General features: G+C 61.0%; 1 protein-coding gene. It reads right to left on the bottom strand.

Annotated elements, in window-relative coordinates; all coding sequences use genetic code 11:
* Positions 1 to 121: 121 nt before the first annotated feature.
* On the bottom strand, positions 122 to 531 hold a 410-nt coding region (gene tnpB / locus ACFSCT_RS19490), incomplete at its 5' end, for an IS66 family insertion sequence element accessory protein TnpB (RefSeq protein WP_379145631.1).

Genomic DNA, 531 nt, shown 5'->3' with positions numbered 1-531 from the left:
ACGCCTGAACCGCCGCGCGCTGCGCGTTGGGAATGGCGGAAAGATCGAGAACAGAGGCTGCGAACATGCTCTGATTTTATCAAGGATCTCCGGCAAAAACATGGAAAATCAGACAACTGATTCATTCTGCCGCAGCAGGGGGGCGGGTTTCCAGAGCTTTGACCTTGCGCCAGTCGAGCCCGGCAAACAGCGCCTCAAACTGGGCATGGTTCAGCGCCATGATCCCGTCCTTGACGGCCGGCCAGGTAAAGGTTGTATCCTCCAGCCGCTTGTAAGCCATTACCAGACCGGTGCCGTCCCAATACAAAAGCTTCAGCCTGTCCGCCCGGCGCGAGCGGAACACGAACACCGTGCCGGTGAACGGATCCTTGCGCAGCACCGACGACACCAGTGCAGCCAGGCCATCATGCCCCTTGCGGAAATCGACGGGTTTGGTCGCAACCATGATCCTCACGCGGTTGGAGGGGAAGATCATGGGGTAGCCGCCAGGGCGCGCACGACCATGGCAATCCGCTCCGCCGAGGCCCCGGC

This window comes from Paracoccus pacificus, assembly GCF_042680785.1.
GTDB lineage: Bacteria > Pseudomonadota > Alphaproteobacteria > Rhodobacterales > Rhodobacteraceae > Paracoccus > Paracoccus pacificus.
The sequence above is the reverse complement of the archived record's forward strand: the minus strand, read 5'-3'. Positions and strand labels throughout refer to the sequence as shown.